The sequence below is a fragment of the Streptomyces collinus genome (genome assembly GCF_031348265.1).
GTDB lineage: Bacteria > Actinomycetota > Actinomycetes > Streptomycetales > Streptomycetaceae > Streptomyces > Streptomyces collinus.
Genome location: NZ_CP133771.1, coordinates 823,598 through 848,381 on the forward strand (window position 1 = coordinate 823,598; position 24,784 = coordinate 848,381).

General features: G+C 73.3%; 22 protein-coding genes and 1 pseudogene. 13 read left to right on the top strand and 10 right to left on the bottom strand.

The features are described from left to right. Positions 1 to 40 precede the first annotated feature (40 nt). From RFN52_RS03705 to lnt, 4 genes are all read right to left on the bottom strand, one after another. Complete coding sequence (locus RFN52_RS03705) at positions 41 to 1,945, bottom strand: helix-turn-helix domain-containing protein (protein ID WP_184842226.1); 1,905 nt, start codon at positions 1,943 to 1,945, stop codon at positions 41 to 43. A 76-nt stretch (positions 1,946 to 2,021) separates the two neighbouring features. Continuing rightward, positions 2,022 to 2,822, bottom strand: coding sequence for a 3-hydroxybutyrate dehydrogenase (locus tag RFN52_RS03710; RefSeq protein WP_184842229.1), 801 nt, complete (start codon positions 2,820 to 2,822; stop codon positions 2,022 to 2,024). A gap of 54 nt (positions 2,823 to 2,876) precedes the next feature. After that, a complete protein-coding gene (locus tag RFN52_RS03715) occupies positions 2,877 to 3,356 on the bottom strand; it encodes an NUDIX hydrolase (protein ID WP_184842232.1) in 480 nt (159 codons plus the stop codon). A gap of 68 nt (positions 3,357 to 3,424) precedes the next feature. Next, positions 3,425 to 5,041 (bottom strand): apolipoprotein N-acyltransferase, encoded by a 1,617-nt coding sequence (lnt, locus tag RFN52_RS03720; RefSeq protein WP_184842235.1) that lies wholly within the window; start codon positions 5,039 to 5,041, stop codon positions 3,425 to 3,427. A 215-nt stretch (positions 5,042 to 5,256) separates the two neighbouring features. Between lnt and RFN52_RS03725 the strand changes: the two genes are divergently transcribed. Continuing rightward, the gene (locus RFN52_RS03725) at positions 5,257 to 6,324 is read left to right on the top strand and encodes an O-antigen ligase family protein (protein ID WP_311240886.1); all 1,068 of its coding nucleotides are present in this window, start codon (positions 5,257 to 5,259) and stop codon (positions 6,322 to 6,324) included. A 41-nt stretch (positions 6,325 to 6,365) separates the two neighbouring features. Here RFN52_RS03725 and RFN52_RS03730 read toward each other — a convergent pair whose 3' ends face one another. Then, positions 6,366 to 6,920 (bottom strand): hypothetical protein, encoded by a 555-nt coding sequence (locus tag RFN52_RS03730; RefSeq protein WP_184842242.1) that lies wholly within the window; start codon positions 6,918 to 6,920, stop codon positions 6,366 to 6,368. 114 nt (positions 6,921 to 7,034) lie between these two features. Then, positions 7,035 to 7,820 carry a glutamate racemase gene (locus tag RFN52_RS03735; protein WP_184842245.1) on the bottom strand — a complete coding sequence of 262 codons (786 nt, stop codon included), beginning with the start codon at positions 7,818 to 7,820 and terminating at the stop codon, positions 7,035 to 7,037. 39 nt (positions 7,821 to 7,859) lie between these two features. Here RFN52_RS03735 and RFN52_RS03740 point away from each other — a divergent pair, with 39 nt between their 5' ends. Then, positions 7,860 to 9,050, top strand: coding sequence for a glycosyltransferase (locus tag RFN52_RS03740; protein ID WP_184842248.1), 1,191 nt, complete (start codon positions 7,860 to 7,862; stop codon positions 9,048 to 9,050). A gap of 14 nt (positions 9,051 to 9,064) precedes the next feature. Here the strand turns inward: RFN52_RS03740 and RFN52_RS03745 are convergent, their stop codons facing one another. Then, positions 9,065 to 10,336 (bottom strand): TerD family protein, encoded by a 1,272-nt coding sequence (locus RFN52_RS03745; protein WP_184853776.1) that lies wholly within the window; start codon positions 10,334 to 10,336, stop codon positions 9,065 to 9,067. A 297-nt stretch (positions 10,337 to 10,633) separates the two neighbouring features. Between RFN52_RS03745 and RFN52_RS03750 the strand changes: the two genes are divergently transcribed. From RFN52_RS03750 to RFN52_RS03765, 4 genes and pseudogenes are all read left to right on the top strand, one after another. Next, entirely contained in the window at positions 10,634 to 11,062 is a 429-nt protein-coding gene (locus tag RFN52_RS03750; RefSeq protein ID WP_184842252.1) for a DUF6643 family protein, read from the top strand. 44 nt (positions 11,063 to 11,106) lie between these two features. Then, positions 11,107 to 11,932 (top strand): annotated as a pseudogene (locus tag RFN52_RS03755) (MOSC domain-containing protein). A 162-nt stretch (positions 11,933 to 12,094) separates the two neighbouring features. Further along, positions 12,095 to 12,700: an Rv1733c family protein gene (locus tag RFN52_RS03760; RefSeq protein WP_184842255.1), complete on the top strand. Its 606-nt coding sequence runs from the start codon at positions 12,095 to 12,097 to the stop codon at positions 12,698 to 12,700. 154 nt (positions 12,701 to 12,854) lie between these two features. Next, the gene (locus tag RFN52_RS03765; RefSeq protein WP_184842258.1) at positions 12,855 to 15,290 is read left to right on the top strand and encodes a right-handed parallel beta-helix repeat-containing protein; all 2,436 of its coding nucleotides are present in this window, start codon (positions 12,855 to 12,857) and stop codon (positions 15,288 to 15,290) included. Between the two features lie 26 nt (positions 15,291 to 15,316). Here RFN52_RS03765 and RFN52_RS03770 read toward each other — a convergent pair whose 3' ends face one another. Next, positions 15,317 to 17,680, bottom strand: coding sequence for a hypothetical protein (locus RFN52_RS03770; RefSeq protein WP_184842261.1), 2,364 nt, complete (start codon positions 17,678 to 17,680; stop codon positions 15,317 to 15,319). Between the two features lie 290 nt (positions 17,681 to 17,970). On the opposite strand from RFN52_RS03770, the gene RFN52_RS03775 reads away from it, so the two are divergent. Further along, on the top strand, positions 17,971 to 18,801 hold the full coding sequence (locus tag RFN52_RS03775; protein WP_033307013.1) for a DeoR/GlpR family DNA-binding transcription regulator: 831 nt from the start codon (positions 17,971 to 17,973) through the stop codon (positions 18,799 to 18,801). Between the two features lie 63 nt (positions 18,802 to 18,864). Then, the gene (locus RFN52_RS03780) at positions 18,865 to 19,332 is read left to right on the top strand and encodes an SRPBCC family protein (protein ID WP_184842264.1); all 468 of its coding nucleotides are present in this window, start codon (positions 18,865 to 18,867) and stop codon (positions 19,330 to 19,332) included. 12 nt (positions 19,333 to 19,344) lie between these two features. Here the strand turns inward: RFN52_RS03780 and cds1 are convergent, their stop codons facing one another. Beyond that, positions 19,345 to 20,469 (bottom strand): L-cysteine desulfhydrase Cds1, encoded by a 1,125-nt coding sequence (cds1, locus tag RFN52_RS03785; protein WP_184842267.1) that lies wholly within the window; start codon positions 20,467 to 20,469, stop codon positions 19,345 to 19,347. A 538-nt stretch (positions 20,470 to 21,007) separates the two neighbouring features. On the opposite strand from cds1, the gene RFN52_RS03790 reads away from it, so the two are divergent. Both RFN52_RS03790 and RFN52_RS03795 read left to right on the top strand, forming a co-directional pair. Beyond that, a complete protein-coding gene (locus RFN52_RS03790; RefSeq protein ID WP_184842270.1) occupies positions 21,008 to 21,331 on the top strand; it encodes a hypothetical protein in 324 nt (107 codons plus the stop codon). Between the two features lie 183 nt (positions 21,332 to 21,514). Beyond that, positions 21,515 to 22,048, top strand: coding sequence for an ATP-binding protein (locus RFN52_RS03795; RefSeq protein WP_184842273.1), 534 nt, complete (start codon positions 21,515 to 21,517; stop codon positions 22,046 to 22,048). 197 nt (positions 22,049 to 22,245) lie between these two features. Here the strand turns inward: RFN52_RS03795 and RFN52_RS03800 are convergent, their stop codons facing one another. Next, the gene (locus tag RFN52_RS03800; protein ID WP_184842276.1) at positions 22,246 to 22,530 is read right to left on the bottom strand and encodes an SHOCT domain-containing protein; all 285 of its coding nucleotides are present in this window, start codon (positions 22,528 to 22,530) and stop codon (positions 22,246 to 22,248) included. A 177-nt stretch (positions 22,531 to 22,707) separates the two neighbouring features. Between RFN52_RS03800 and RFN52_RS03805 the strand changes: the two genes are divergently transcribed. Genes RFN52_RS03805 through RFN52_RS03815 form a run of 3 tightly spaced genes read left to right on the top strand, consistent with a single transcriptional unit; the run spans position 22,708 to position 24,774 of the window. Further along, positions 22,708 to 23,271: a TetR/AcrR family transcriptional regulator gene (locus RFN52_RS03805; RefSeq protein WP_229856885.1), complete on the top strand. Its 564-nt coding sequence runs from the start codon at positions 22,708 to 22,710 to the stop codon at positions 23,269 to 23,271. 10 nt (positions 23,272 to 23,281) lie between these two features. Further along, the gene (locus tag RFN52_RS03810; protein ID WP_184842282.1) at positions 23,282 to 23,869 is read left to right on the top strand and encodes a DUF4865 family protein; all 588 of its coding nucleotides are present in this window, start codon (positions 23,282 to 23,284) and stop codon (positions 23,867 to 23,869) included. Then, positions 23,866 to 24,774, top strand: coding sequence for a phosphotriesterase family protein (locus RFN52_RS03815; protein WP_184842285.1), 909 nt, complete (start codon positions 23,866 to 23,868; stop codon positions 24,772 to 24,774). The genes RFN52_RS03810 and RFN52_RS03815 overlap by 4 nt, the downstream gene beginning before the upstream one ends. Positions 24,775 to 24,784: the final 10 nt, after the last annotated feature.

Sequence of the window (24,784 nt, forward strand, 5' to 3'; positions counted from 1 at the left end):
ACTGTGGCCGGCCTGCCCCCGTACGTTCCGCGTACGGGGGTCAGGGCTGTTCCGGTGCCGACAACCGGTGCAGACGCAGGGCGAGTTGGATCTCCAGTGCCCGTGCCGGGCTCTGCCAGTCGTCGCCGAGGAGGCGGCCGACGCGTTCCAGACGCTGGGCGACGGTGTTCACATGGACGTGCAGTGCGTCCTTGGTGCGGGCGGGGCTCATGCCGCAGGCGAAGTAGGCGTCGAGGGTGCGCAGCAGTTCCGTGCCGCGTCGGCGGTCGTAGGCGACGACCTCGCCGATGGTGCGGTCGACGAAGCCCGGGATGTCCCGGTCGCCGGCCAGGAGCAGCCCGAGGAAGCCGAAGTCCTCGGCGGCGGCTCCGTCCCCGAAGCGGCCTAGGACACACAGGGCTTCGAGGCAGCGGCGGGCCTCCGCGTAGGCCGTGGCCACGGCTTCGGGGCGGGTGGCGAGGTCCTCGACCGGTGCGGACGCGCCGACGGTGACGGGTGCGTGGACCGCCGTGCCCAGATGCCGGGCGGCACGGCGGGCCACGTCCGTGGCGGTGTCGCCGGAGCCGAGGGGCAGCAGCAGGACGGTGCCGCCGTCGCGGGCGGCGGCCAGGCCGTGCCCGGTAGCGGCCAGGTGGGACGCCGCCGCTGCCAGGCGTCTGCGAGCGTCGGTCTCCTGCTCGGCGTCGGCGGCATCGCCCGCCGGCCGCGCGGCCAGCACCACGTGCAGAGCGTCGAGGTCGGCGTGCAGCCGGGCCGCGCGCTCCCGCAGCAGACGCGGGTCGCGGTCACGGGCGTCCAGCAGGTCGTCGAGCAGCTCACCGCGCACGCGTTGCTCGGCCTCGGCGGCGGATCTGCGGGCCAGGAGCAACAGGGACGTGACCATCGCGGCACGCTCCAGGGTGCGCTGGTCGACCGGGTCGAGCCCCGGGTGGCCCCGCAGCACCAGTGCGCCGAGCAGTTCGCCCCCGGCGGCGACGGCGGCGATCCAGTCGTCATCGTGCAGCACCGCGTGTCCCTGCGCTCCGGACTTCTCCAGGGCCCCGGCGGGTGCGGCGGCGGCCTCGGCGAACTCGACCGTGCCGTCGAGGATCTCGGAGACGGCGGCGGCCACGTCGTGCACCCCGCCGCCGCGCAGGACGAGTTCGGCGAGCCGGTCGTGCACGTCGGAGGCGCGCTCGATGACGCCGCTGCGGTCCCGGATGATCTCGTTCGCACGCTCCAGGCCGGCCAGGGCCGATCTGGTCTCGGCGAGCAGGTTGGCGGTGTCGATGGCGGCCGCGGCGAGGGCGGCGAAGGAGCCGAGCAGGGCGATCTGCTCCCGTTCGAAGACCCGGGCGCGGCGGTCGGCGGCGAACAGCACGCCGATGACGTGGTGCCCGAGCGTCAGCGGCACGCCGAGGATGGCCACCAGCCCCTCGTCCCGCACGCCCGCGTCGATGGTGAGGGTGTGCTGGAAACGGTCGTCCTTGAAGTAGTCGTCGGTGACGTAGGGGCGCGCGGTCTGTGCGACCAGGCCGCCGAGCCCCTCCCCCATGCCGAGCCGCAGCTGCTGGAACCGGGCCGCGACCGAGCCCTCGGTGACCCGCATGTAGGTGTCGCCGCGCTCGGTGTCGTGCAGGCTGAGGTAGGCGACGTCCGTGCCCAGCAGCGAGCGGGCGCGCTGCACGATCGCCTGGAGCACGGCGTCGAGGTCCCGCAGCCCGGCGAGGTCGTGGGCGGTCTCGAACAGGGCGGACAGCTCGGCCTCGCGCCGCCGTCGTCCCTCCAGTTCGGCGCGTACGCGCAGGGCCAGCGGCTTGGCCTGCCGGAGCGCGGCGATCCACTCCGCCGGGCGCCCTTCGGCACGCGCGAGCAGTTCAGGCTGCTCGTAGGCGTCGGCCGACGCGCCCCGGGCCAGGAGCTCGAGGAACGGCATTTCGGCGGACTGCACGTGATCGCTGGACATGCTCACAGGATTCACCATGACCGGCCGGTCCCGTCAGCCCTGTGGACAACTCCCCCGGGCGGACGGAAGTGGCTGCTCAGTGGGCGGTCCAGCCGCCGTCGAGCACGAGCGAGGCACCGGTCACGAAGGAGGCCTGCGGACCGCACAGATACGCCACCGCCTCGGCGACCTCCTCCGGTTCGATCAGCCGTTTGACGGCGCTGTCCTGCAGCAGCACCTCGGACAGCACGCGCTCTGCGGGGATGCCGTGCGCCTGTGCCTGGTCGGCCAGCTGCTTCTCGACCAGTGGGGTGCGCACATAGGCAGGGTTCACACAGTTCGAGGTGACACCGTGGGGCGCGCCTTCGAGGGCGGTGGTCTTGGACAGTCCCTCCAGCCCGTGTTTGGCGGCCACATAGGCCGACTTGTAGGCCGAGGCGCGCAGGCCGTGGACGGACGACACGTTCACGATGCGGCCCCACCCCTGCCCGTACATGTGGGGCAGGGCCCCGCGGATGAGCCGGAACGGTGCCTCCAGCATCACGGTGAGCACCGTGTGGAACACCTCCGGCGGGAACTCCTCGATGGGGCGCACCAGTTGGAGCCCGGCGTTGTTGACGAGGACGTCGGTGCCCGCTGCGGCGACTTCGGCGGCGTCCAGGTCGGTGAGGTCGAGGACGTGCGGTTCCACCGTGCCGGCGAGGCCGCGCCCGTGTCCGGCCAGTGCCTCCAGGCCCGCGGCGTCCCGGTCGACGGCTCTCACCTTGGCCCCGGCTGCCGCGAGCCGCAGCACGCAGGCACGGCCGATGCCGCCGGCGGCGCCGGTGACGAGCGCGGTGCGGCCGCCCAGGTCGAGCGGGGAGGCGTGGGGGGCCGGGAGGGCATGGGGCGCGGTCATGGTTCGACCCTAGGCAGCGTCCCTGCCCCACCCCATGTGGTCACGCCCCATAGTTCAGCTGGAGGCAGTGGGGTCGAACCATGTGGGGTCGTCCGACAGGGCCTGCTTGATCCGGAGCAGGCCGAACTCGTTCAGCTCGGGCAGCGCGTCGACGTCGAACCAGGCCACGTCCAGCGACTCGTCGTCGTTGACCTTCGCCTCCCCGCCGACGGCCCGGCAGCGGAAGGTGATGTCCATGTACTGGCAGGTGTCACCGTTCTCGTACGTCACGGGTTGCAGTGCCTGGACGACGACCACCCGTTCGGCGATGCAGCGCACGGCCGTCTCCTCGTAGACCTCCCGTACCGCGCAGGCCGCGGGCTGCTCCCCCGGGTCGGGGATGCCGCCGAGCACGGACCACCGGCGGGTGTCGGCCCGGCGGTTGAGCAGCACTCTGCCCTCGTCGTCGAAGACGAGGGCGGTGACCCCGGGGAGCCAGAGCAGCTGATGACCGGCCGAGGCACGGAGTGTGCGGATGAAGTCGGGAGTAGCCATGCCGTCGACCCTAATGGGCCGCCTCCGGCGCCCCGGCGCGATTCAGGCGGTGTGGGGACTGCGTACGGCTACACGTCACCGGCGCGTCGTCCGCGCAGTCCGGCGCCGACGGCCCAGCCGAGTCCGCCGGCCGCGACCAGCACGAGGGCGATCTCCGGCAGGATGCCGAGCCGGGTGGCGGGGGTCTGCGAGGACCGCAGTGGCACCTTCTGCACCAGGGAGTCGGCCACGAACATGCCGGTCTTCTGGGTGATGCGGCCGTCCGGCATGATGATCGCGCTGACTCCGCTGGTCACCGGCACGGTCACGGTCCGGCTGTGCTCGACCGCGCGCACGCGGGACATGGCGAGCTGCTGGTACGTCATCTCGCTGCGGTCGAAGGTGGCGTTGTTGCTGGGCACGGAGATCATCTGGGCGCCGTCGGTGACCTCGGAGCGCACGGTCCAGTCGAAGGCGGCCTCGTAGCAGGTGACGAGCCCGACCTTGGCGCCGTCCATGGTGAACACGCCCGGCTTGGTGCCCCGGCTGAAGTCCTGTCGCTGCATCGAGGTCCAGTTGCTGTTGATGGCCCCGATCAGCGAACGGAACGGCAGGTACTCGCCGAACGGCTGGATCTGGCGCTTGTCGTAGGTGTCGACGGGGCCCTTCGCCGGGTCCCACAGGATCTGCTCGTTGTACAGCTTGCCGTCCCGCTCGACGACACCGCCGACCGAGATGGGCACGCCGATGGACTTGGCCGCCGTGTCGATGACGGCGCGGGCGTCGGGGTTGGCGAAGGGATCGATGTCGGAGGAGTTCTCCGGCCACAGCACGAAGTCGGGTTGCGCGACCTTGCCCGCCTTGACCTCGGCGGCCAGGCGTTCCGTCTCGCGCGCGTGGTAGTCGAGCACGGCCCGCCGCTGTGAGTTGAAGTCGAGTCCGGCGCGGGGCACGTTGCCCTGGATCACCGCGACGGTGGCGCTGCCGTCCTCCGCCGTGTCGCTGACCAGGGGCCGGGCGGCGACGGCGGCCACGACCGGGACGGCCAGGCTCAGCAGACCCAGGGCAGCGGCGGAGCGCCGTACCTCACCGGTCCGCCGCCGTTCCACGGCGAGGCGGACGACCTCGTAGAGGCCGAAACCGCACAGCACGACAGCGAAGCCGAGCACTGGGGTGCCGCCCACCGCGGCGAGCGGCAGGAACACGCCGTCCGCCTGACCGAACGCGACCTTCCCCCAGGGGAAGCCGTTGAAGGGCGCACGCGCGCGTGCCGCCTCGCCGGCGATCCACACGGCGGCGGCCCACACCGGCCAGCCGGGCAGCTTCGACACGGCCGCGACGCCGGCGCCGACGGCGGCGACGAAGAGAGCCTCGATCGCCACCAGCGCGAGCCAGGGTCCCGGCCCCACCTCCACTCCGGTCCACACCAGCAGCGGCAGCAGGAAGCCGAGGCCGAAGAGGTAGCCGAGGCCCAGCCCGGCCTTCCAGCCGCGGCCGCGCAGCACCCAGCCGAAGACGGCGAAGGCCGGCAGCGCCAGCCACCACAGGGTGCGGGGCGGAAAGGAGACGTACAGGAGCAGGCCGGAGAGCGCGGCTGCGGCGGCCGGAACGAGACGCACGAGCCGCCGGGCCCACGTCCGCGCCCCGGGCGCGGTCCGCGGCTCCAGCTGGTCCGACTCGCCGACGGAGGTTGCGGTGACGGTCACTCCCGGAGTCTAAGGCGCGTGACCTTGGGGCCGACAGCGCGGTAGGCGTCGTGGACTCCCTGTTCATTTCGTCACGACACATCCCCAAACCGCCCACCAGCCGTTACCGTGTGCCAAGCCTCAGTCGTACGGCCCTCGGCGGCCCGTGCGGCCGGGGTCTTCACAAGTCGGGGGCGATGGTGCGCCGGGGGGCGGGCGGGGTGGGTTCCAGTGGGGTGACGTCCGTGTCCGGACCGGACGCGGACGGCGAGAGACGAATCGTTTCCGACGCGGCGGGTGTCGTGGTGCTGGGCACCTGCGCAGCCTGGTCACTGATCACGGCGGCCGTGCACGACGGCAGGCCCGAGGGGGTTCTCCTGGCGGTGCTTGCCGTGGCCGCGGGGTACGCCGCGGGGCGGATCAGCGGGGCGCTGCTGCCGGTCGGCGCGCCCTTCGCCGGGGCGCTGGCCGGCATCGCGCTGACGGTGGCCGTTCCGCACCTCGCTCCGGGCCCGCAGATCGCCGCGCCCCTCGGGCACGCAGGGGGCACGGCCGCCGTCCTGACGCTGGCGGCCGGTGCCGCGTGCTGTGCGGCCTGGTCCGCGCCGGTTCCGGCCGTTCGGTTCGCGTTGCGTCTGCTGGCCGCGGGCACGGCGGTGCTGGCGGCCGTGCTCGGCTCGACCACCGGCTTCGTGACCTGTCTCGCGGTGCTGGTGTGCTCTCTGGCCGCCGGCCGCACCCGTCACCGCGGCGCCGGGATGGCCGTACTGGCCGCGGTCGCCGCCATGGTGACCGGGCTGGTCTGGGCGGTCGCCGCGCAGGCCGTACCGGGCGGGTTCCTGGCCGCTCTGGAGGGGCGGCTGACGCCGCACCGCGTGCTGCTGTGGCAGGACGCGTGGCATCTGCTGGGCGACGACGCCGCCCTGGGGGCCGGCCCGGGCCGTTTCGGGGAGCTGAGCACGACGTCCGCCCAGTCGCTGCTGTCCGACGGCAAGCCCCACTCGGCACCCCTGCAGCAGGCGGCAGAGCAGGGGGTCGTCGGCGTGGTCCTGCTCGCGACTGCGTTCGGCTGGGTCCTGTACGCGCTGTGGCGCGGCCCGCGTCCGACCCCGGTGGCGCTCACCGCCGGCGCGGCCCTGACGGCGCTCGCCGCCATCGCCGCGATCGGCAACGCGCTGAGCTTCACGGCGGTGTCGGTGGGAGCGGGCCTGCTGGCGGGCATGGCCACGGCGCGCCCCCTCGAACCGTCGAGCCGTACTCCGGAGACACAGGCACGGGGAGCGGGACGCACCCCCGCGTGGTGACAGCCGGTGATCACGGCCGCCGGCGGGTGACCGGCGGGGCCTCAGTGCGCGGGAGCCCCCGGCTTGGTCGGCCGCAGCCGTGCCTCGATGACCCGTACGGCCGCCTCAGCGTCGTCCACGGTGACCGTGAAGGTGTGGCCGTCCCACAGCTCCAGCTCGACGCCCTCACCACGCCGGACGACCACCGCGGTGCCCTTCTCGGGCCGCCATCGGTATCCCCAGCCGCCCCAGTGGCGCGGGGTGACGTGGGAGATGTACGTGGCGCCGGCCACCTGGGAGAGCGGGATGCGGCGGCGGGGTACGCCGATGTGGCCGCAGCGCACCTCCAGGTGCTCCTCGTCGACCCGCAGGGCGACGTGCACGAAGGCGAGCGTTCCGAAGAGGACCAGCAGCCCGGCGGCGATGCACCCGACGACGGCCATGACCAGCGGGGCGACGCCGGACGTCCATGCCGAGTCGACGGCCAGCTCGATGCCGAGCCCCATGCAGGCGGCACCCACGAGCGCCAGCAGCCACTGCACCCGGTTGGTGGCACGGCCGGTCCAGACGGCCGAGGGCGGGTGGGCGGCGTTCTCGCCGTGGCGGTGGTCCCTCATGTCATTGAGGGTACTCAGATTTCGCTCCGCAGCTACCGTGTGGCGGAGGGTGACTGCGCCGGCCGGGCGCCGGGCTGATCCGGCTCGCCGATGACCGTCGGTGACGGGTCCCGGTCAGCGGGCGGGCGTGACCGCCTGCATCAAGCGCCCTTCGGCGTACGCCAGGGCGGGGGCGGGCAGTGTGCCCTCGCGTCCGCTGAGCAGCACGGTGAGTGTGCCGTGCGGTGTGGCTCCCGGCGCGGGCTGCTCGCCGAGCCGGCGCAGGGCCTGGGCGGCCACGGCTCCCGCGGAGCCGTGCAGCACGAGGGGCGGGCGGCCGGGACGCTGGACGGCGGTCCGGATGCGTTCGGCGACCAGTTCGTAGTGGGTGCAGCCGAGGACGACGGTGGTCACGTCGTCCGGAGTGAGGGCGGCGGCCGCGGTCACGGCCGCGTCGATCGCCGCCTCGTCCGCGTGTTCCACGGCCTCGGCCAGGCCCCAGCACGGCACTTCGGTGACGGGCACGCCCCCGGCGAAGTCCCGGATCAGGCCCTGCTGGTAGGGGCTGCCGGTGGTGGCCGGGGTGGCCCAGATGGCGAGATGCCCGCCGCCGGCCGCGGCCGGCTTGATCGCCGGGACGGTGCCGATGACCGGCAGTGCCGGTTCGAGGTGGGCGCGCAGGGCGGTGAGCGCGTGCACGGTCGCGGTGTTGCAGCCGACGATCAGGGCGTCGGGGCGGCGCGCGGCAGCGGCCTCGGCGACGGCCAGGGCACGATGGGTGAGGTCCTGCGCAGTGCGCGGGCCCCACGGCATGCCGTCGGGGTCCAGGGAGAGCACGAGATCGGCGTCGGGGCGCAGCCGCCGTACCGCGGCGGTGGCCGCCAGCAGACCGATTCCGGAGTCCATGAGCGCGATCTTCACCCGATCACGATAGACGATGAGCCGTCCCGGGCAGGCCGGGTGGGGCAGACTGCGCGCGTGAGCGCCGTTGTGTGGACTGCCGCTGGATCACTGCTCGCCTGGCTGTGGCTCCTGCTCGGCCAGGGCTTCTTCTGGCGCACCGACGTGCGGCTGCCTTCGCGTGTGGAGCCCGACGAGTGGCCGTCGGTGTGCGTCGTCGTCCCGGCGCGCGACGAGGCGGCCGTGCTGCCGGCCGCGCTGCCGTCGCTGCTCGCGCAGGACTATCCGGGGCGGGCGGAGATCTTCCTCGTCGACGACGGCAGTTCGGACGGCACCGGTGATCTCGCGCGCGAGCTGGCGCGCAGGCACGGTGGGCTGCCGCTGACCGTGGGTTCGCCGGGTGAGCCGCCGGCGGGCTGGACCGGCAAGCTGTGGGCGGTGCGCCACGGTCTCGGGCTGGCACGCGCGCGTGAGCCCGAGTACGTCCTCCTGACGGACGCCGACATCGCCCATCGGCCGGACAGTCTGCGCGAGCTGGTGGCGGCGGCCCGTTCCGGTGGGTTCGACGTCGTCTCGCAGATGGCCCGGCTACGGGTGGAGAGCGTCTGGGAACGGCTCGTGGTGCCGGCGTTCGTCTACTTCTTCGCGCAGCTCTACCCCTTCCGGCGGATCGCCGGGGAGGGCCGGACGGCGGCCGCGGCCGGGGGCTGCGTCCTGCTGCGGGCGGAGACCGCCGAGCGGGCGCGGATCCCGGAGGCGATCCGGCACGCCGTGATCGACGACGTGGCGCTCGCCCGGGCCGTGAAGGGGAGCGGGGGCCGCGTATGGCTGGGGCTCGCGGAGCGGGTGGACAGCGTGCGGCCGTATCCGCGGCTGCGCGACCTGTGGCGGATGGTGTCGCGCAGTGCGTACGCCCAGCTGCGGCATCGTCCGCTGCTGCTGGCCGGGACGGTCGCCGGGCTGGCACTGGTGTATCTGGTCCCGCCCGTGGCGGCCCTGGCGGGTCTCGCCGCCGGCCGTACGCCGGCGGCGGTCCTCGGCGGCCTCGCGTGGCTCGTCATGGCGGGGACGTACGTCCCGATGCTCCGCTACTACCGGCAGCCGCTGTGGCTCGCTCCCCTGCTGCCGTTCACCGCGTTCCTTTATCTCCTCATGACCGTCGATTCCGCGGTGCAGCACTACCGGGGGCGGGGTGCGGCCTGGAAGGGCCGCACCTACACGCGCCCGGACGCCCTGCCCGACGAGGGCTGACGGCACCCAGGGGGTCACTTGCGGCCGGGGGTCCAGTTCATGCCCCACCCGTAGGCGTAATCGACGGTCCTTTGCGGGCTCACCCCGCGCTCGGGCACCAGGTAGCGCGCCTCCCGCTGGACGATCAGGTCGCCGCCGGTGTTGGTGATCAGGGCGAGCGCGCACACGAGTGAGGGGACGGTGCACTCGTCGAGGGAGAACTCGATCGGCGCCCCGTGCTGCGGCTGGAGCGTGACCGATGCGTGGAGGTCGGCGAAGGAACGGGCTCCTTCGTAGATGGTGACGAAGACGAGGATGCGGCGGAAGGCGTTCTTGTGGTCGAGGTTGACGGTGAGGTTCTCCCCCGCCGACACGGCGCCGGTGCGGTCGTCGCCGTCGAGGTGGATGTACGGAGGCTGGTGCAGCGCTCCGAAGCTGTTGCCGAGCGCCTGAACGACGCCCTTGCTGCCGTCGTTGAGTTCGTACAGGGCGCACAGGTCGAGGTCGAGGTCGGAGTGCAGCGCGGTCGGGCGCCCGAACTTGCTGCTCCACCCGGAGAACTGCTTGCGCACCTCCCAGTTGAGGTTCACGTGCAACGCGCCGGAGGTGCCGCCCTGCTTGGTGAGCGAGACGGAGGGGGCGGCCTTGGTGAGCGTCACCTTGGTGAGACGGACGGGCGCGGGCGGGGGCGGCGCGGCGGGCTGCGGCATCGGCGGGGGCGTGGACGCGGCGGGCGGTGTGGCCGCGGGGGGCGCCGGAGCGACGGCCGGGGCCGGTGCCGCCTGCTGCGGCTCGTCCACGGTGATGCCGTAGTCCGTGGCCAGTCCTTCGAGGCCGCTGCTGTAGCCCTGACCGACGGCGCGGAACTTCCAGGCGCCCTGGCGGCGGTAGAACTCGCCCAGCACGAAAGCGGTTTCGGTTGTGGCACCCGGGTTGTCGAAGCGGGCCACCGGTGTGCCCTGGGCCGCGTCCTGGACCTCGATGTACAGGTCGGGAACGTTTCCGAACGTGCCGCCGTCGGCGGAGGCGGCGATGACGACCGTCTCGATCGCGGGTTCCACGCGCGCGAGGTCGACGAGGAGCGCGTCGGTCACCCGGCCGTCGGTGGTGCGCTTTCCCTCGTGACGGATCGCGCCGGAGGAGTGCGCGGGCTGGTTGTAGAAGACGAAGTCCGCGTCCGAGCGGACCTTTCCGCTTACCAGCAGCAAAGCGGAGGCGTCGGCGTCGGGCACGCCCGCTCCGGCCCGCCACCCCAATTCCACCCGCAAGGCCGCGGTGGGCACCGGAGTATTTGAACCTTTCAGCATTTGCATGTCCGCCCCCATTGCGTGTCACCGCGCCGGGCCGTCCCGGCGGTCCGTCGAGTTCCGTGCGCACAACCTAATTCCCCGCCGCGTCGAAGTCCCCCACGCCGGCGGCCGGAAGACCGGCGGCCAACCCCTGGTAACCGGCCCGGAACTCGGCCTTTACACGATCAGACCCTCGTTCGGCGCCCCATTTTGCCGAGTTCGCTCGCATTGGGGATCCCAGGTCACTGCGGACACGGAAAACAACCCTCTTATCGGTCTCCCCAACCAGCACATCGTGGGCTTAACTTATGTGCCATGACCTCCCCCCGCTCCACCTATGGCGGCGGCTACTACTCCGCCTCCTTCCCGGACACCCCGATCTACGACAAGCTCGTCGCCGAGCGGGGCACCCCGCAGATCGCACCGATCCGGGTCCCCGCTCAGTACGACATGCCGGGCGGCAACCTGCCCGCCCTCCCGTCGGCGCTGCCCGCCCTGCCGGCAGCCCCCTCCCAGCCCGCCTACGGCTATCCGCAGGCGCAGCAGCCCTCACCGCTGCAGCAGGCGCCCGCGGCGTACATCCCGCAGCAGGCCACCGCTCCGCGCGGCTACCCCGGCCCCCAGCCGCAGCAGCCCCGCCCGGCCGCACCCGCGGGCTACGAGGCGATGCGCCCCGCGGCTCCCCGGCCGGCCCCGGCTCCCTATCAGGACCCGTACAACAACCAGCAGTACCGCGGGTACTGAGCCGACCTCCGGGGGTTGCCGGTGCCGGCTGGCACGATGGCCCCATGGGGAACGCTCACCTGCACTCGATTCACATCCATCCGGTCAAGGCGGTCCGGGGCCTGGCGCCCCGGGAGGCCGTCGTGGAGCCCTGGGGCCTGGCCGGAGACCGGCGCTGGGTGCTGATCGACGACGGGGGAAAGGTCGTCACGCAACGCCGGCACCCTCGCCTCGCGCTCGTCGCCGCCGAGCTTCAGCCCGGTGGCGGCGTCCGTCTGTCCGCGCCCGGCATGCCGCCGTTGGCGGTGCCCGTTCCCCGGCCCGTCGCGAGTGTGCCGGTGGAGATCTTCCGCGACAAGGTCGAGGCGGTCCCGGCCGAGGACGAGACCGCGCACGCCTGGGTCAGCTCCTGCCTCGGCTCCGACGCGCGCCTGGTGTACATGGACGACCCGGCCACCCGCCGGCCCCTCGCCCCGGAGTACGCCAGGCCCGGTGAGAGTCTCCTTCGCCGACGGATTTCCGCTGCTGCTCGCCACGACGGCTTCGCTCGACGCCCTCAACTCCCTGATCGCGCAGGGCGAGCACGCCGGCGAGGGCCCGCTGCCCATGAACCGCTTCCGGCCGAACGTGGTCGTGGCGGGCACCTCCGCCTGGGCCGAGGACGACTGGTCGCGCATCTCCGTCGGGGAAGTGCCCTTCCGCGTGGCCAAGCCCTGCGGCCGGTGCGTGGTGACCACCACCGACCAGGGCACCGGCGAGCGTGGCCACGAGCCCCTGTTCAGCCTGGGCCGCCACCGCCGCCTCGACGGCAAGCTGGTCTTCGGTCAGAACCTGGTGCCGCTGTCCCGCGGCACGATCCGGGTCGGGGACCCGGTCAGGATCCTCGCATAGCGCTTCGGGCCGAGCGGGAACCGTCCCGCGGGCCCGGCCGTTGGCCTGTGTGAGAAATGCATGAGAGACCCCGGGGGAAGTGATGTCGCTCTCTCTTCGCCGGGTCCATGCGTGGGCGGCTCCGCCGGGGGAGTATCACGGAGCGGGAAGGGGGTGCAGGCGGTGCGAGCGATCAGCGGACTCTGGCGCTGGCGGCGCAATCCGCTGTGCCGCGCGACCGACCTGGCCGAGGCCTGGGTGGCACTGGCCGCCCTGATGCTGATCCTGCTGGCCGCCCCGGTGGCCGGCTCGCTCGTCGGGGGGACGGCGGAGGACGCCCTGCAGCGCTCCGTCCGGACACAGCACGAGGCACGGCACCTGGTGACGGCCACCGTGGTCCGCAAGCTGGACCGCTCCCCGCTGGACGCCGACCCGGAGACCTCGTCGGGCAGGGATCTGCGCACCCGTGTCCTCGCCGACTGGACCGCGCCGGACGGCACCCCGCACCAGGGTCCCGTCCTGGCGAGCCTCAAGAACCCCCAGCAGGGCGACGAGTTCCGGATATGGACCGACCGGCACGGCCGGATGGTGGGCCGCCCGCTCGACTCCGCGACGGCGTCGACGCACGCGGTCCTAGCCGGCTTCGGCGCCGCCCTGGCGACGGGCGGTCTCATCGAGGCCGGCAGACGGCTGATCGTCTGGCGCATGGTCCGCCGCCGGTACGCCCGTTGGGACCAGGCATGGGACAAGGCGGGCCCGGACTGGGGCAGGACGGGCACCGGCAGCTGACGGCCTTCCGGCTCTGGTCAACCCACCGCCCGCGCGCACGCTACGGTGGTCCGGCCGAACAGTTCGGCACAACCCGCGCGCGAGCGAGCCCCAGGGACGCGCCCCGAGGGCGGACGAGCCATCAGTACGACCGAGGTGGGGGCACGGCTACACCATGGCACAGGGCACGGTCCAGGTGACGCACACCGGCACGTCGCGGTGGCGGCGCCGCACGGGTGAGTACGCATCGCTCGCCGCCGCCCTGGAGGCCGCGGCCGACGGGGACGTCCTCACCGTCGCGCCCGGCACCTACCGGGAGAACCTGGTCCTGCAGCGCGCGGTGACCCTGCGCGGCCCGGAGGGCTCCCCCGGCTCCGTGCGGATCGCGCCCGTGGACGGCGTGCCGCTGACCGTGCGCGCCTCTGCGGTGGTGCAGGACCTCCATGTGGAGGGCCAGGACGCCGCCGCCCCTGCCGTGCTGGTGGAGGAGGGCACCCCCGAGCTGCGGGACGTGCGGGTCGTGACGCGGTCGGCGGCCGGGATCGAGGTACGCGGCAGCGCCCGGCCCACGGTCCGGCGCTGCGCGGTCGACAACCCTGCGGGCATCGGCATCGCCGTACTCGACGGCGCGGGCGGGGTGTTCGAGGAGTGCGAGGTCGTCGCGGCCGGCCAGGCGGGCGTGGCGGTGCGCGGCGGCGCCCACCCCCGCCTGGAGCGCTGCCGGATCCACCACACGTCGGGCTCGGGCCTGTCGGCGACCGGGGAGAACTCGGCGCTGGAGGCGGTGGGCTGCGAGATCTACGAAGTGCGGGGCAGCGGTGTGCAGATCACCGGCCGCGCCACGGCGCACCTCACCGACTGCGACGTGCACCGCACGACGGCCGACGGGGTCACGCTCGACACGGACGCCGTGCTGACGCTCGCCGACTGCCGCATCCACGACATCCCGGAGAACGCGGTCGACCTGCGCTCCCGTTCCGTTCTCACGCTGACGCGCACCACGGTGCGGCAGTTCGGGCGCAACGGCCTGTCGGTGTGGGACCCGGGCACGCGGGTGGACGCCAACCAGTGCGAGATCTTCGACAGCACGGGCGACTATCCGGCGGTGTGGGTCAGCGACGGCGCCACCGCCGTCCTGGACTCCTGCCGGGTGCACGACGTGCCGGACGCGCTGTTCGTCCTCGACCGCGGCTCGCGCGCGGACGTCGTCGACAGCGACCTGTCCCAGGTGCGCAACACGGCGGTGTCGGTGAGCGACGGCGCGACCGCGCAGCTCGACGACTGCCGGATCCGGGACGCGGCGACGGGCGCCTGGTTCCGCGACCACGGCAGCGGCGGCACCCTCAGCAACTGCACGGTGGACGGCACCCAGACCGGCGTGATCGTCACCAAGGGCGCCGACCCGACCGTGGAGCGCTGCACGATCGACTCACCGGCGGAGGCAGGCGTCTACGTCTCGGCCGGCGGCCGCGGCAGCTTCCAGAACTGCCGGGTCACGGGCAGCGGCGGCTACGGCTTCCACGTGATCGACGGCAGCCGTACGACGCTGCGCAAGTGCCGCACGGAGCGGTGCGCGCGCGGGGGCTACGAGTTCGCGGACAGTGGCGCGGACGCCGCGTCCGGGGCGGGCCCGCTCGTCGAGGACTGCACGAGCGACGAGAGCGCCGGGCTGCGTACGCCCACGGCTCGGGCGACGGCCGTGCAGACGGTGAGCCACTCCCCCGGCCTGCTGGGCGCGGTCCCGGGACAGCGCACCGAGCCGGAGCCCCCGGCGCCGGTCGCCGAGCCCGAGCAGCCGGCCCGCACCTCCAAGGACGTCCTCGGTGAACTGGACGCGCTGGTGGGCCTGGAGAGCGTCAAGCGCGAGGTGCGCGCCCTCACCGACATGATCGAGGTCGGAAGGCGCCGGCAGCAGGCCGGTCTGAAGGCGGCCTCGGTCAAGCGGCACCTGGTCTTCACCGGCTCCCCCGGCACCGGCAAGACGACGGTCGCGCGGCTCTACGGCGAGATCCTCGCCTCCCTCGGCGTGCTGGAGAAGGGCCACCTGGTCGAGGTGTCCCGGGTCGACCTGGTCGGCGAGCACATCGGCTCCACCGCGATCCGCACACAAGAGGCGTTCGAGAAGGCGCGCGGCGGCGTGCTGTTCATCGACGAGGCGTACGCGCTGTCCCCGGAGGACGCGGGCCGCGACTTCGGCAAGGAGGCCATCGACACGCTGGTGAAGCTGATGGAGGACCACCGGGACGCGGTCGTGGTGATCGTCGCGGGCTACACGGCCGAGATGGAGCGCTTCCTGTCGGTCAACCCGGGCGTGGCGTCCCGCTTCTCCCGGACCATCACCTTCAGCGACTACGGCCCTGAGGATCTGCTGCGGATCGTGGAGCAGCAGGCCGAGGAGCACGAGTACCGGCTGGCGCCGGGCGCGGCGGAGGCCCTGCGGAAGTACTTCACGGTGCTGCCCAAGGGCCCGGCGTTCGGCAACGGCCGTACCGCTCGGCAGACGTTCGAGGCCATGGTCGAACGGCATGCGAGCCGGGTCGCCCAGGTGGCGGAGCCGAGCACGGACGACCTGACCCTGCTCTACGCCGAGGATCTGCCCGAGCTGCTCTGAGGGCCTCCAGCTGCCCTGAGGGCCCCTCACGCGGCGGGCGGCTCGGGCTGGTGGCGCGGCGCAGGCACTTCCCCGGCCGCCGGGCCCTCGGGCCGCAGCCGCGCCAGCAGCCTGCGGCGTTCCTCGGCGAAGACCGGATCGGCCTGGTAGTCGGAGTGACCGAGGATCGGCGCGGGCAGCGGCAGGAGATCGGTACGGCCGTAGGCGAGGGGGTCCTTCAGGGGGGTGTGGTCGACCTGCGGGCCGCTGTCGCCGGGCAGGCGCACCGGGCCGCCGATGGGGTCGGTGAGCCGGTGGAGGTTGCGCCAGCAGTCGACGTCACGGTGCAGGGAGCTGAGCGCGTCAGGTCCGAAGTGTGCCGGGAACCAGCGGCCGTAGAGGCGCTCCAGCGGGGAGCCGTAGGTCAGCAGCGCGACGCGTTTGCGGGCTGACGGGGTGAGTTGCCAGGCCGCGGCGGCGGCGAGGACGCTGCCCTGAGAGTGCCCGGAGATGACCAGCCGTCCGCCGGTGGCACGGGTCCAGGTGGCCATCCGCCAGGTCAGGTCGGGCACCGCGCGCTCGGCGTAGCAGGGCGGGGCGAAGGGGTGGGAGGCGCGGGGCCAGAAGGTGCCCACGTCCCACAGGATGCCGATGGTGCGGCGGGCCGAGGCGTCCTTGTAGGCACGCCGGCCCCAGGTGACGAAGAGGAGGAAGCCGAGGCCGATCAGCCAGGAGCCGAGGGCCTGCGAGGTCTCGGCGGCGCCGTGGACGACGGGGTAGGCGCCCTGCGCGGCCTCGCCGGGGGTCTCGTCGGTGGCGAGGGCGCCCACGAGGGCTCCGGCGCCGAGCAGCAGGGTGACGCCGGAGGTGACGGCGACGATGCGGGGTCCCCGGTCGGTGAGCGCGGCCATCGCCCGGGTGTAGGCGATCCGGCGGGTGCGGGCGGGGTCGAGGTCCTCGTCCGGGTAGTCGAGTGCCACGGCGGCCCGCTCGGCGCGGGCGAGCTGCCAGGCGCGGTGGGCCAGCCAGCCGATGAGCCCGAGCAGCACGACGAGCAGGGGCGGGATCACGGAGGCCTGCCAGGTCAGCAGGACCGGCGGGCCCTCGAGTGACGCTCCGGTGCCGTCCAGCCAGTCGGACACGCGCTGCGACACACCGCCGGACATGACGCCGCCGAGCGCGCAGGCCAGCATCGCCACGGCCGGTCCGCCCAGGCCCCGCAGCACCGCCCGCCGGTCGGGGTCGGTGCGGTGCAGGGCGTGGGCGACGACGCCGAGGACGATCACGAGCAGGCCCTGGACCAGGGCGATCCCGCCGAAGGTCGCATCACCCGGCAGCCGGCCTTCCGACGTCCACCCGGGGCGCTCCCATCCGGCGTACAGCAGGGCGAGGGCGAGCAGGACGAGCGCGACGAGCGGCAGGCGCCGTACGAAACGCTCGTCGAGTTTCCGGTCCAGCCGTCTCTCGCTGCGGCCGCGGCGGCACACCACCCACACCACGGCGACCGCGCAGGCCGCGAGGGCCGCCTCCAGGACCAGGCCCAGAACGCCGAGTACGGCGGGGCCGCCAGGGCGCCGGTCGAAGCGGGCGGCGGCGCTGCCGACCGCGGCGGCGACCGTGATCAGTCCGGCGGCGGTGTGCGCGGCGCGCAGCCGGGCCACCAGCCGGCGCCCGTACCAGAACCCGGGCCGGCCGAGTGCGGTCGGGCCGCCGTCTCCTTCGGGCTCGGGTGCACGTTCGATGGGCTGCTGGGACTCGTAGTCGCTCCATGTGCGCCGGGACAGGTACCAGAGGAGGACGGTCAGGGCGGTGGGCACGACGGCGGCGAGGGCGAGCCTGCGGCCGGGGGCGCTCCACCAGCCGCCGTCCGAGACGGTGGGCGAGAGGAAGCCCAGCCAGGTGTGGCGGTCGGCGCAGGCGGTGGTGCCCGCGCACTGCCAGGCCGCCAGGTCGAGGGCGACCTCACAGGCGGCCGCCACGAGCAGCGCCGTCAGGGTGAGTGCCGTGAGCCGTACCAGGAGGCCGTAGAGGCGTACGGTGCGGCGGCGGCCGTGGGCGGAGGGGCGCATCCAGTGCGCGAGGTTGACGACCATGAACGGCAGCAGCAACAGCCACAGGGCGCGGGTGCCGTTGCCGGAGGTGAGGTTGCACCAGACGTAGGCCTCGGGCACCGGCCCTTCACGGCGACGGTCGTCAGGGGTGTGCTCGGCGTCGACGTCGTCGGCGCGCCGGAAGACGGCCGCCGTGTCGTCGCCGGTGATCCGTACCGTCCGCGGATCGTTGAGCATCTCCTGCGGCGTGGTTCCGCCGACGCCGTGGACCAGGAGTTCCAGGGCGGTCCCGGGCTCGCCGGGCCGCGTGGCGGGACCGTCTGACCCGCCGGTCGACGCATGTTCCTGCGCACGTTCCACTGATTCGCACTTCCCCCGTGACACGCCGTCGGCTCTGTCCGTGCGGGCACAAGGATCTCCACTTCCGCGGCGCCGCACACCTCCTGTCACGGAATCTCCCCGATCCGTGATGAAGCGTTGTGACGGCTGAGCCACCGGTGGCATGTGCGCGACGAGTGGGCGTGGTGGCGCTCTCCGCTCCGCGACATGCGAGGATGGGACGTCCTCGCACCGCGGCCCGGGAGAATGCCCTAGTCGGAGCCGGTGCGGGGGGTGTCGGACGGCATTGAGGCGAAAGGACCGGAGCGTACGTGAGCGAGAATCAGAACCTCCTCGCGGAGCAGCGGCGATCCCTGATCCTCGACGAGGTTCGCCGCCGGGGCGGTGTCCGGGTCAACGAGCTGACCCGCAAGCTCGGCGTGTCGGACATGACGGTCCGCCGTGACCTCGACGCGCTCGCCCGCCAGGGCGTGCTGGAAAAGGTGCACGGCGGCGCGGTCCCGGTGGTCGAGGCCAGTACCCACGAACCGGGCTTCGAGGCCAAGTCCGGCCTGGAGCTGACCGCCAAGGAGGACATCGCACGCGCCGCGGCCAAGCTGGTCGCGCCGGGCGCCGCGATCGCCCTGTCGGGCGGCACGACGACCTTCGCGCTGGCGCACCAGCTGCTGGACGTCCCGGACCTGACGGTGGTCACCAATTCGGTGCGGGTCGCCGATGTGTTCCACGCGGCGCAGCGCACCTCGGGCCCGCGGCAGGGCGCGGCCACGGTCGTGCTGACGGGCGGGGTGCGCACGCCCTCCGACTCGCTGGTGGGGCCGGTGGCCGACCAGGCGATCGCGGCGCTCCACTTCGACCTGCTGTTCCTCGGGGTGCACGGCATATCGGTCGAGGCCGGCCTGTCGACGCCGAACCTCGCGGAGGCCGAGACGAACCGGCGGCTCGTGCAGTCCGCCCGCCGCGTGGTCGTGGTCGCGGACCACACCAAGTGGGGCAAGGTGGGGCTGAGTTCGTTCGCCTCGCTGGAGCGGATCGACACGCTCGTGACGGACGCCGGCCTGCCGGACGACGCGCGCGGGGTCGTCGCGGAACATCTGCGACGGCTGGTGGTGGCCGGGGAGCCCGAGGACGGCGCAGACATCTGACGGTAGCTCAGCTAGGGTGGCGCACCCGGTCATCGCCCGCTCCCGTCCAGGAGGGCTGCGCCCATGCCCCGTCGACTGCGCCCGGTGGAACTCGACTTCGTGGCGACGGCTCCCGTCCGGCATGTCTTCGAACGGGACATGGCCGCTCCGCCGGAGGCGGTGTACGGCGCGCTGGAGGACGTGCCCGGCTGGGCCGAGTGGTTCGCGCAGGTGTCGGCCGCCCGCCCGGTCGGCGCCGGCGCGGGGCGGGACATCACGCTCACCGGTGGCATCCGGTTCCGTGAGACGGTCATCGCGGCGAAGGGACCCGGGCTGTACGCCTACCGCGTGGACGTCACCAATCTGCCGGGCGTGCGGGCGCTGGCCGAGGAGTGGCGGCTCGCGCCGGCCGGCGGCGGCACCCGGGTGCGGTGGATTTTCGCCACCGACGGGACCGCTGCGTACCGGCTGGCGGTGAAGGTGGCGCGCGCAGGTCAGGCGCGCGCCTTCCGGGACGCCGTGCGGGCGCTGGACCGGCGGCTGAAGGTCTGAGGACCCGGGGGCTCAGTCCGGCCAGACGCCCGTCTTCAGCAGTGAGTCGATCGCGGCCGTGTACGGCTGGATGTCCAGCCCCTGGGCGGTCAGCCAGGCGTCCGAGTAGTACTTGTCGAGATACCGGTCCCCGGGGTCGCACAGCAGGGTCACGACGCTGCCCTGCCGACCCTCGGACACCATCTCCGCGACGATCTTCAGCGCGCTCCACAAGCCCGTGCCGGTGGAGCCGCCGGCCTTGCGGCCGATGGCGCGTTCCAGGGCGCGTACGGCGGCGACACTGGCCGCGTCGGGCACCTTCATCATCCGGTCGATCGCGCCGGGCACGAAGCTCGGTTCCATGCGGGGCCGGCCGATGCCCTCGATACGGGAGCCGCAGTCGCAGGTGACGTCCGGATCGCCGGTGGTCCAGCCCTCGAAGAAGCACGAGTTCTCGGGGTCGGCCACACAGACGCGGGTGTCGTACTGCATGTAGTGGACGTAGCGCGCGAGGGTCGCGGAGGTGCCGCCGGTGCCCGCGGTGGCGACGATCCACGCCGGCTCGGGGAACCGCTCCAGGCGCAGCTGGCGGAAGATGGACTCGGCGATGTTGTTGTTCCCGCGCCAGTCCGTGGCCCGTTCGGCGTAGGTGAACTGGTCCATGTAGTGGCCGCCGGTCTCGGCCGCGAGGCGGGCGGACTCCTCGTACATCGTGCGGGGGTCGTCCACGAAGTGACATCGGCCGGCGTGGAACTCGATGAGGCGGATCTTCTCGGCGCTCGTCGTGCGCGGCATGACGGCGATGAAGGGCACGCCGATCAGCTTCGCGAAGTACGCCTCGGAGACGGCGGTCGAGCCGCTGGAGGCCTCGATGACGGGCCGGTCCGGCCGGATCCAGCCGTTGCACAGGCCGTAGAGGAAGAGGGAGCGGGCGAGCCGGTGCTTGAGACTGCCGGTGGGGTGGGTGGACTCGTCCTTCAGGTACAGGTCGATGCCCCACCGCTGCGGCAGGGGGAACTGCAGCAGGTGTGTGTCGGCCGAGCGGTTGGCGTCCGCCTGGACTCTGCGGACGGCCTCTTTGAGCCACGCCCGGTAGGCGGCGTCGCTGTGGTCGACGTCGAGGGTCACGCCGGTCCGGGTCTGCTGGGGGGTACTCACGGGGGCTCCTAACGCTGCGCGCCGGCAAGGGGGCGCACGGCCGGCACACCGATCATAAGCACCTTGAGCACGCTTCTCACCTGCATAAACGCATCTTTGAGCCCCCCAAAGCGCCCCCAGGGGCAGGGCCCGGGGCAAGGGGGCGCGCGGTCCAGGGAGCGCATGGGCGAGTGTGCTGCGGGCGCCCCCGGAGAGGGGGGCGCGGGCACTGGTGCTCGACGCCGGGCGGGGGCAGACTGCTCGGCGGGACCAAGGCCCCGGACGGGGTGAGCGCAGGGTACGACCGCCTCCCGGGGCAGGCCTCGGGCACGGGCACCACCCTCTCGGGGGGCGACGGCCGGCGGGGCACACCGCACGGCCGGGCCGGGTCCGGACCGGGCGAGCGGGCGCACCACCCCGGAGGGGAACCTTCGTCCGGGTGCACCACCCCGGAGGGGACCCTTCGGCCGGACGGGGCACACTGGATCAGGACACGACCCCGTACCGGGCACCGCGCGGAGCGGGCCGGTACACCGACGCGCACTAGGGGGCGGGTGGCATGGGAGAGCCGGAGTTCAGGGCCACGGGCGTGCGGATCGGAAAGCGGCTGCGTTCGCTCACCCGGGCCGGGCAGGTCCGGATCAGCGACGGCCGGCTCCAACTGCTGACCAGCTACGGCAGTGAGATCGACAGCGCGCCGGTGCAGGCCGTGCGCGCCTCCAAGCCCTGGTTCGGCCCCGATGACCGGGCCACGGCGGACCTCAACGGCCAGCGGTACCTGCTCACTCTGGGCGACCACGACCCCGCCCCGGGGGAGCCGGGCCCGCCGGCGGCGCGGCGGTTCATCGAAGCCGTGCGCAGGGCAGCGGGGCGTGGCGACTGAGATGTCCGCGAGTTGCGGTACTTCATCCCCTACGCCACTCTGGTCTCACGTCACTCTGGGTTTACCGGCGATAACGCTGCGAACCAGCCCGCCGGCCACGACAGCAGGCGGCAGTGTCACGCAGGCGCCCTGCTGGATCCGAACTCCGTGTTCTTCCGGACCTCACGTCGGGGAGTCGCAGCCGTGATCAGCTACCCAAGCAGGCACTGCACGGTGGAGCTCCAAGCCCTGCCGTCGCGGATCGGCCAGGTCCGCAGAATCGTATCTGCGCAATTGCGCTACTGGCATCTGGATCCCCTGATCGACCGGGCCTCGCTCGGCGTGACGGAGCTGTTGTCCAACGTCCACCGCCATGCCCAGCCCGACAAGACGTGCACCGTGGAGATAGAGCTGCTGCTCGACCGGCTCACCGTCTCGGTGCGCGACGGTGACCCGCGGATGCCCGTGGTCGACGACGCCGAACCGCTGGCGACCTGCGGGCGCGGGCTCGCGATGGTGGCCGCCATGAGCGAGAGCTGGGGCGTCCGGCCGGACGGCGAGTCCGGCAAGGTCGTGTGGTTCACCCTGCCGACGTCCGCCCCCGCGGTGACCGCGCCGTCGCTTCACGCCCGGCGCACGGTCCTGGACAAGCCCGCGCGCCGGTTCGCCGAGGTCGGGGCTTCCGCCGACGGGCTCCGGCCCGACCATGCTCCCGCCCGGTCCGCCGTTGCCGGTTGACCGGGCGGTGACCACCCTCCCCTGAGGAGCCTCGGGGGCGTACGCCCCCGGGGGCGCTCCGGGGGCGCACGTCACCCCGTGGCGACCGCCGGCAGCACGCTCGGGCCCGGCGGCGCGCGCCGGGCCGGAAGCGGCACGGGGAGGGCGCCGGCCGCGACGGTCACGACGACCAGGGCCCTGAGTCGCGGCGGCCGCCCTTACGCCACACCTCCCTTGTGGCCGAACTCCTCGTTCAGTACGGACAATCGGCGCCAGTACTCGTCCTCGTCGATCTCGCCGGAGGCGAAGCGGCGGCCGAGTACGGCGATGGGCGAGTCGTCCCTGACGGCGGACTGCCGCCAGGGACCGCCGCGGCGGCCACGCCACACGGAGCGGCGCAGCAGCGCGACGCCGCCGCCGATCACCAGCGCCCAGATCACCGGGAAGAGCAGGATCCACGGGCCGGGCCCGCCGCCGTCGCCGAAGTTCGCCAGGGTCTGCATGTCGTCCGACTCCTCGATCACTCGATGGCTCGTGTCGCTTACGAGAGTCCTCCGGCAGGCGCCCCGGGTCGTCGTACGGCCAGCGGCACCGCCCGTACCCCACGGGGAGTAGACGGACGGCTCTCCATTGCTCCGCACCCCTCGACTTCTGTAACTACTGGTATGTACAGTGCGAGCATGAGCACCCCGGAACGGCTGATCGAGTCCACCCGCGAACTGTTGTGGGAGCGTGGCTACGTGGGCACCAGCCCCAAGGCGATCCTGGAACGCGCGGACGCCGGGCAGGGCAGCATGTACCACCACTTCAAGGGCAAGCCCGATCTCGCACTGGCCGCGATCCGCCGGACCGCCGAGGAGATGCGCGCCACCGCGGCGGGAGTGCTCGACGGCCCGGGCACGCCGTACGAGCGCATCGAGGCGTATCTGCGGCGCGAGCGGGACGTGCTGCGGGGCTGCCCGGTCGGCCGGCTGACGATGGATCCGGACGTCATCGCGAGCGCCGAGCTGCGCGCACCGGTCGACGAGACGCTCGACTGGCTGCGCGGGCGGATCGCCGGGATCGTCGAGGAAGGTAAGGCTCAGGGCCAGTTCGCGCCCGGGCTCGACGGCGGCGAGATCGCGGCGGCGGTCGTCGCGACCGTCCAGGGTGGTTACGTCCTCGCCCGCGCGTCCGGCTCCCCCGCCGCGTTCGACGCGGGGGTCCGGGGGCTCCTCTCCCTGCTGGCACCCCGGACTTCTTGAGGAGGCTTCCTTGTACGCCATGCAGTACGAGCTCACCCTGCCGGCCGGATACGACATGGGCCTCATCCGCGACCGCGTCGCCCGCCGCGGCCACCTCCTCGACGACCGGGAAGGGCTCGGCGTCAAGGCATACCTGATACGCGAGCGCGGCCTGCGCGGCTCGCCGGTCGACCAGTACGCGCCGTTCTACCTCTGGAACACCGTGGACGGTATGAACGCCTTCCTGTGGGGCGGCGGGTTCCAGGGGGTCAGTGACGACTTCGGGCGTCCGTCGGTGCGGCAGTGGACGGGGCTCGCGTACGAGGAAGGGGGCGGTTCGCAGGCGCGGTTCGCGGTGCGGCGGCGCCAACCGGTGCCGGACAGCGGGCGGTTGGCCGACGCCGCGGCGGAATCCGTGGGCGAGGCCCGGCGGCTGGCCGGGGAGCGCGGGGCCGTCCTCGCCGCCGCGGCCGTCGACACGAGCCGCTGGGAGCTGGTGCACTTCTCCCTCTGGGAGCACTGGGATCATGACACGCCCACGGCCGACGGCGAGGTGTTCGAGGTGCTGCACCTGTCCGCGCCGGGCCGGGACCGGCTGCCCCGGGGACGCCGGTGGTGAGCGCGGTCCGCACGGTGCTGGGGGACGTGTCCCCCGCAGACCTGGGTGTGTGCGACGCCCACGACCATCTGTTCTTCGGCAGTCCCCGGCTGCCCGGCCAGGAGCTGCGCAGCATGGCGGCGGCGCGGGCGGAGCTGGTGGCGTTCCGGGAGCAGGGCGGTGGGACCGTCGTGCAGTGGACGCCGTACGGGCTCGGGCGGCGGGCCGCCGATCTGCCGCCCCTGTCCCGGGAGACGGGTGTGCACGTGGTCGCCGCGACCGGCCTGCACCAGGCCGTGCACTACGACGAGGACACGCTCGCCGGGCTGCGGAGCCGGCTCGCCGAGGTCTTCGTCGCCGAACTCACCGAGGGCATCGGGACATCGGGGGTGCCGGCGGGGCTCGTCAAGGTCGCGGGCGGCTTCCACACCCTGGACGCGCACGCCCGCTGGACCATGACGGCGGCGGCCGAGGCGCAGCGCGCCACGGGCGCGGCGATCGCCGTGCACCTGGAGAGGGGAACCGGGGCGCTGGACGTACTGGACCTGCTGTGCGGGGAGTTGGGGGTGCCGCCGCACCGGGTGGTGCTCGGGCACCTCAACCGCTCCCCCGACCTGGTGGTGCACCGGCAGGCGGCGGAGTACGGCTGTTATCTGGCCTTCGACGGGCCGTCGCTCGCCCACCACGCCACGGACTGGCGGATGCCGGACGCCGTACGGGCCCTCGCCGACGCCGGGTTCGGCGACCGGCTGCTGCTGGGCGCGGACACCACCACGGCCGCCGCTCGCTCGGTGGACGGCGGCCCCGGGATGCCGTACCTGCTGCGCCGCGTGCGGCCCCGGCTCGTGGACGCCGTGGGCGAGGAGCTGGTGAGGCGCATCCTCACGGAGAATCCGGGGCGGGCGTTCGGGGCCGAGTGGCCCTGACCCGCCTGGT

Excerpts from the sequence above, each read along its gene's own strand:
- RFN52_RS03710 (WP_184842229.1), bottom strand. The coding sequence starts at position 2,822 with ATGACCGCGCCCCATGCCCTCCCGGCCCCCCACGCCTCCCCGCTCGAC.
- RFN52_RS03805 (WP_229856885.1), top strand. The coding sequence starts at position 22,708 with ATGAGCACCCCGGAACGGCTGATCGAGTCCACCCGCGAACTGTTGTGG.
- RFN52_RS03730 (WP_184842242.1), bottom strand. The coding sequence starts at position 6,920 with ATGAGGGACCACCGCCACGGCGAGAACGCCGCCCACCCGCCCTCGGCC.
- RFN52_RS03750 (WP_184842252.1), top strand. The coding sequence starts at position 10,634 with ATGACCTCCCCCCGCTCCACCTATGGCGGCGGCTACTACTCCGCCTCC.
- RFN52_RS03715 (WP_184842232.1), bottom strand. The coding sequence starts at position 3,356 with ATGGCTACTCCCGACTTCATCCGCACACTCCGTGCCTCGGCCGGTCAT.
- RFN52_RS03705 (WP_184842226.1), bottom strand. The coding sequence starts at position 1,945 with ATGTCCAGCGATCACGTGCAGTCCGCCGAAATGCCGTTCCTCGAGCTC.
- RFN52_RS03745 (WP_184853776.1), bottom strand. The coding sequence starts at position 10,336 with ATGCTGAAAGGTTCAAATACTCCGGTGCCCACCGCGGCCTTGCGGGTG.
- RFN52_RS03800 (WP_184842276.1), bottom strand. The coding sequence starts at position 22,530 with ATGCAGACCCTGGCGAACTTCGGCGACGGCGGCGGGCCCGGCCCGTGG.
- RFN52_RS03765 (WP_184842258.1), top strand. The coding sequence starts at position 12,855 with ATGGCACAGGGCACGGTCCAGGTGACGCACACCGGCACGTCGCGGTGG.
- RFN52_RS03780 (WP_184842264.1), top strand. The coding sequence starts at position 18,865 with ATGCCCCGTCGACTGCGCCCGGTGGAACTCGACTTCGTGGCGACGGCT.
- RFN52_RS03790 (WP_184842270.1), top strand. The coding sequence starts at position 21,008 with ATGGGAGAGCCGGAGTTCAGGGCCACGGGCGTGCGGATCGGAAAGCGG.